Consider the following 6,010-nt stretch of genomic DNA (forward strand, 5'->3'; position numbering starts at 1 on the left):
TCTCCTCGCCCGGCTGGTTCGGAGTGGTCTCCTCACCCGGGTTCTCCGGGGTCGTCGACTCAGACGGCTCCTCCTCAGAGGTCACAGTCTGATCTTCGTCGTTGATGTTCTCGTGCGTGGTGATCTCATTTCCGTCACCCTCGTTCTTCGGAGCATCCTTACCGGTTTCATCAACCTGCTTGGAGTACAGCTTCTCGAATGCAACCGCAGTCTTGACTACACCCTCAAGGTCCTCATTGACCTTGATGTCAACAACGACCTCACCTACAGAGCTCTTCGGAGTGAAGGTCAGGTCACCACGACCGATAACAGCATGCTCACCGTTCTCGTTGAGAGCCTTGTTACGCAGCTCTGCCTTAAGAGTGTATTCCTTACCCGGAACTAGGTCGGTGTAAGAAACAGTGTCCTTAACTACGACGCCGGCAGCAACCTGCTTAGCATTATCGAATTCAGCCTTGGTCTTAATCGACGGGTTCAGCTCAGAGGTCACAGTCTGTGCCTCGTCGTTGATATCCTCATGCTTAGCAATCTCCTTCTCCTCGGTGGAGCCGGAGATATCGTTGCCGTCCTCGTCTACCTCGGAAGAGAAGAGCTTCTCAAAAGCAACTGCAGCGGTAACGCCGTCCTTGGCCTTGTCGTTGACGACGATCTCAACGTCCTCAGAGCCAGCAGAGTTCTCCGCAGTGAAGGTGTGGGTAGCCTCACCCAGAACGGTAGTGCCGTCTTCCTTGGAGATCAGTTTTGCCTTCAGGGTGTAGTTCTTACCCGGAACAAGGTCCTTATACGTCACGGTGTCGATAACCGTGGCGCCCTCAACAACGCGGTTGCCGTCCTTAAACTTGGCCGTCGTACCGATTTCAGGGTTCCAGACAGTGATAACGGTCTGTGCTTCGTCGTTGATGTCCTCGTGAGTGGCAATCTCCTTCTCCTCATGGGAGCCGGAGATGTCGTTGCCATCCTTGTCTACCTCGGAAGAGAAGAGCTTCTCGAAAGCAACGGCAGCAGCGATCGGGGACTCGAGCTGCTTATCGACGTTAATCTTTACCGCAACGTCGCCGGACTCAGCTTCCGCAGTGAATTCCTGCGAGCCGGTACCAACGACAGCGTGCTCGCCATTAGCGTCAGCAGCCTTGTTACGAAGTTCGGCCTTCAGGGTGTACTTCTTACCAGGAACCAAGTCCTCGTAGTGAACCGTGTCAATGACGGTTGCGCCAGCAACAACTTGCTGCTTGTCACCATCAAACTTGGCCTGGGTCTTGATCTCCGGCTTGCGCGGCTTCTCCTGCTGAGAAGTCGTCGGGGTCGGCTCCGGAACTACGTCAGTGGTCGGGGTCGGAGTCGGCTCCTCAGTTTCCTCGGTCGTCGACTCGTCGGTGCTCTCAGATGGCGTTTCCTCAGAGGTGGTTTCCTCCGTGGTCTGCTCATCGGTCGTCGACGGCTCAGACGGTTCGGTCGTCTCCTCCGTGGTCGGCTCCTCAGAAGTCGTCTCAGCCTCAGAGCTCTCAGACGTGGTTTCCTCAGAAGTGGTCTCCTCGGTGGTCTGCTCATCGGTCGTGGACGGCTCAGTCTCAGTGCTTTCCGACGGAGTCGGCTTCGGATTCGGGTTGCTCTCCTCATCCTTACCCGGATTCTCGCCGCCATCATCCGGCAGACCAGGCTGGTCAATCGGAACCACACGCTGTCCCCCACCACTGTTATGAGTGGTTATGCCGTTAGGGCCAACCACAGTGATGAAGGCATCCGCCGGCTGCTCAGGGATAGTAACCGACGGATCGGCTTCAAACTGCTGGTCGAGCGTTTGGGCATTGTCCTTTAGAATGCGCAGCCCCGTGTTCGCCGTGAAATCCTCCGAATTGCCGTCGAACCCGTGGAGCGGACGTGCCAGACCAGAGACATTTCCGCCGTCGTTTGCGTGAATAAACTTAATCGCGGCAGCCCTACCCGACGCATCAGAGACGAGCGCTGCCAAGTAAACGCTGTAACGGTTAGCAAGTTTCTTATCGCCAGCCGCCGTAGCATCACGCAGCTTCATTGCAATGCCGATTGCCGCATTCTGGAACTTCGGGTCATCAAAGCGAATCGCACCTGCTGTGGACTTCTTGTAGCTGCCCTTCTTGAGCATGGGATCGGCAACAGTGTAATCAATACACCAGCCCCATCCGACATCGTTGTTCTTGTGAGGGTTTCTCGCACCTTCTGGCGGAACACCAGCCCACACAAGCTGGCCCCAGCTATGATCTCCGCCAATTTTCGCATTTTCAGCGCCCAAGGTGGTGTTAGGCACGAAATCAGTCGGCTCGGCCGCGCCGGCCTTCGCCCAGGGAACGGTAACCATGGCTGCAATTACTGCAATTGCTGTAAGCACAGCAGTAAAGACCATCCACCCCTCTCTGGAGATATTCCTTAATCTACTCATCGTTTCCTCTTCGAATGATGTGAATGTCTACAAGTTTTCTGCACAGCAGCCTTAGACCACTGAACCAATCTGAAATCGGGACGTAGGTTTTTACACCTTTACCGGCGATTCTTCTCACGAATCTCACGAACTCTGATAGTCCACTCAGGAGACTATCATTCGACACAGGAAGCTGCAAGGTATCTCATTGCTCTATAAATTTCGCCTATACCCAAGTTGGAGCGTATTTATGCTGCACTAGACCGTTTTCAAGTCAGGCAGCTCCCATCTACCGCCCACTTGTTCTATTTTTCCTTCACATCGTCAACTTCTAAGTATTTCTTATAATACTCAATCTAAGATTTACTAAGTTTGCATATCAGTTTTTTCCCACCCGGATTGCGCAAGGAAACCTTCCGCCAGCGCAACAGCACTGTGCGCGCCCCCGCTGGCCTAATCCCCTTGTAAGCACCTGCGATACCTACGATCCCCCGCGACCTAGTAGCACCCCAAGGCCCGCGAAAGCTCGTACTCGCGAGCACTTAGCACCCTTACCGCTACACCTCGCAGACACGCGAAACGGCCGTGCACAAAGCACGGCCGTCATTCCCCATTAGAAACCTCATCCCACGGGGCTTAGACCACTACCCCCATTAATCAGTTTTATGGCTCGCCGAGCCCTCATTAATCATCCGCGGAACGCGTGAGCTTCGGATCAACGTCGACGACCGGCTCAGGGACCTCAATAACCTCGATGTCGGAGACCGGCGAGCCAGCAGCCGTCACTGGCTGTGCATCCACCTGGTCTCCCCCTGAAGACGAGCCCGACTCCACAGTAATCTTCGCCGCCGCGAGTGCCGCCCTGTCGCGGGCTGTCTCAACATCCTCAGCAGTCGTAGCCACCATCCCCATTCGGCGCCCTGCATACGCCCACGGCTTACCAAACAGACGCACGTCCGTCTCCTCATACGCCAGGGCGGCATCGAGGCCGGAATAGGAGACGTCATCAAGCTCAGCATCCGCGTGCAGAATGACCGCCGCACCGGGGCTCACCAACGTCACATCAATCGGGAAGCCCAACATTGCGCGGACATGGAGCTCAAACTCAGAGAAGCGCTGTGTGTATCCAGTCAGCATTGCGGTATCCAAAGGACGCGGCGAAACAGAGGAGAAATACACCTCATCACCCGCCACGAAGAGCTCAACGCCATAAACACCGCGCCCACCCAATTCATTGGAGATGCGCGCCGCAACGGAGCGTGCGTTCGCCAGGGCGTCTTCACTCATCGCCATGGGCTGCCAGGACTCCACTAGATCGCCTTTCTCATGACGGTGGCCAATGGGCTCACTGAACCACGTGGCCATCTTGCCCGTAGCCGGGTCGATGGAACGCACCGCAAGCAGCGTGACCTCATAATCAAAGTCGACGAAGCGTTCCACCACGACGCGCTTATACTCCGAGGACACGTGTCGCACCATGGACCAGGCCTCCTCCACGTCCTCTTCTTCCTTAAGAAGGATGTGGCCCTTCCCGGAGGTCGTAATATCCGGCTTCACGATGCACGGCAGCCCCAACTCCCCCACTGCCTCCTGCAACTCCTCAGCGGACTCAGCAAAGCGATAGGCAGTGACGGGCAAGCCGATGCTCTCAGCTACCTCACGCACGCTCTCCCGGCTTTGTGTCAGCTCACAGGCCCGCGCTGATGGCACAACGGTGGTGCCGAATTCCTCTATACGCTTCAGCGTCTCCACCGCGACAGTCTCCACCTCTGGGACTACGTAGTCTGGCTTAATCCTCTCAGTCAGCTCCCACACCTTGTATGGGTCCCTAACGTCTGCGATGTAGCTAAAGTGCGCAAGCTGCTGCGCGGGTGCTCCTGCGTAGCGGTCCACGGCGTGCACCTCGAGCCCCAAATTCTGAAAGGCTATTACCAACTGCTTGCCCAGCTCGCCCGCCCCGAGGAGCAGCACCTTAGTGGCGCTTGCTGTTAAGGGGGTTCCGATCTGGCCTGCGATGTCGCCTACGGTAGTCATTCTCGAATTATCGCACACATTTGACGCCGTGCTGCCTGGCGACGTCCCCCGATTCCCCACAACCACCCAAACTCACCGCACCCCACGACGGCACACTGGCCCCCGGGCTCCGACTCCGGGGGTGCAGGATCACCAAAGCCCCCTTTACCCACCGCAGGGAAACAGTGGGAAAGGGGGCTTGGCGCTACAGACTGACCTTCTAGCGTGTCAGCCGGCCACGGGGGCCGGCTGGCCCTCGGTTATCGCGGTCTTCCTCTTACTTGGAGGAACCCTCGCCAGCACCCGGTGCACAAGCATCAGCCAACAGGCCGATAGCCAAAGCACCAGCAGCAATCAGAGCCACAGCACCAGCAGCCTGCTGGTAGTCAGCACCGAAGCGCTTCAGCTGAGCATTAATACCATTGACCTGGTCAGCCAACGGGCCGTTGAAGGTGTTGGTCTGCTGCTGCAGACGGGTATTCAGATCCTGAATCTGCTTATTAATCGGAGCAACAAACTCCGACAGACCCGGAATGTTCATCTGGGAAGCCAGACCAACCGGAATCAGGAACAGCAGCGGGATACCAATACCCAGACCAGTGTTGATGCAACGCTCAGACAGGTTCGAAGAACCATTCCAGTCAGGCAGCTTAGAGGAACCGTTCGGGTCCGTCTCCGGCTTGGACTTCGGGTTATTCGGATCGGTCGGCTTACCGTTGTTCTTGGAACCAGTGACCTCATCACCATCATTGGTGCCGTCACCATCGGTATCAGCCTTCTTCGGGTCAGTCGGAGCCCCCTTCTCACCCGGCTTAACCTTGTTGCCGTCCTTATCGAACGGGTTCTTGGAGCCGTCTACCTCATCACCGTCATTGATGCCGTCACCATCGGTGTCAGCCTTATTCGGATCGGTGCCAAGCTCCTTCTCCTGCTCGTCAGTCAGGCCGTCACCATCGGTGTCCTTGTCCTTCGGATCCTCGTCACCCGGCTTGTCATCCTCGCCCGGCTTGTTCGGATCAATCGGCCACGGGAACCAACCACCGTTGTTACCGCCGTCGTTGTTGTCCGTCTTCGGCTTGGTGATCTTGATATCAATCTCACCGACCTTGTTGCCGTCCTTGTCCTTGACAACAACCGTGGCATCCTGCGGATCAGTACCCTTCGGTACGGTCACCTCGATTTCACCGGTCTTCGGGTCGATCTCAACCTTGGAGCCCGGAATCTTCTTTCCGTCCTTGTCAAGGACATCACCGGTCATACCATCTGTCGGGTTCTTGACCTTGTCATCCAGTTCCTTCGGCTTATTGTTGGCAGGAACCTCATCGGTCTTATCACCTGGGACAATGCTCGGCTTGTCGCCGTTGTCATCGGAGTCGTCACCACCCTTGAAGTCGCCCTTGTCGAGCGGGTTGGTGCCGTCCTCCTTCTCCTGACCGTCGTTGACACCGTCACCATCGGTATCCGGGTTCTTCGGATCCGTACCGTCCTTGATCTCCTGGCCATCGTTTACGCCGTCACCATCGGTGTCAGCCTTATTCGGATCGGTGCCGATCTCAATTTCCGTACGGTCGGTCAGGCCATCACCATCGGTATCCGGGTTCT

The 6,010-nt window shown here is 56.6% G+C and carries 2 protein-coding genes and 1 pseudogene; all 3 read right to left on the reverse strand.

Going from position 1 to position 6,010, the window contains the following annotated elements:
- Window positions 1-2,335: VaFE repeat-containing surface-anchored protein (locus tag HMPREF2526_RS13420; protein WP_210384416.1), on the reverse strand; the 2,335-nt coding region annotated here is incomplete at its 3' end.
- Window positions 2,336-3,079: 744 nt separating this feature from the next.
- A complete protein-coding gene (purT, locus tag HMPREF2526_RS10205) occupies window positions 3,080-4,429 on the reverse strand; it encodes a formate-dependent phosphoribosylglycinamide formyltransferase (protein ID WP_070547209.1) in 1,350 nt (449 codons plus the stop codon).
- Between the two features lie 256 nt (window positions 4,430-4,685).
- Window positions 4,686-6,010: pseudogene (locus HMPREF2526_RS13520) on the reverse strand (hypothetical protein); the annotation flags it as partial.

It is taken from the genome of Corynebacterium sp. HMSC070E08 (assembly GCF_001808895.1).
Taxonomy (GTDB): Bacteria; Actinomycetota; Actinomycetes; order Mycobacteriales; family Mycobacteriaceae; genus Corynebacterium; species Corynebacterium hiratae.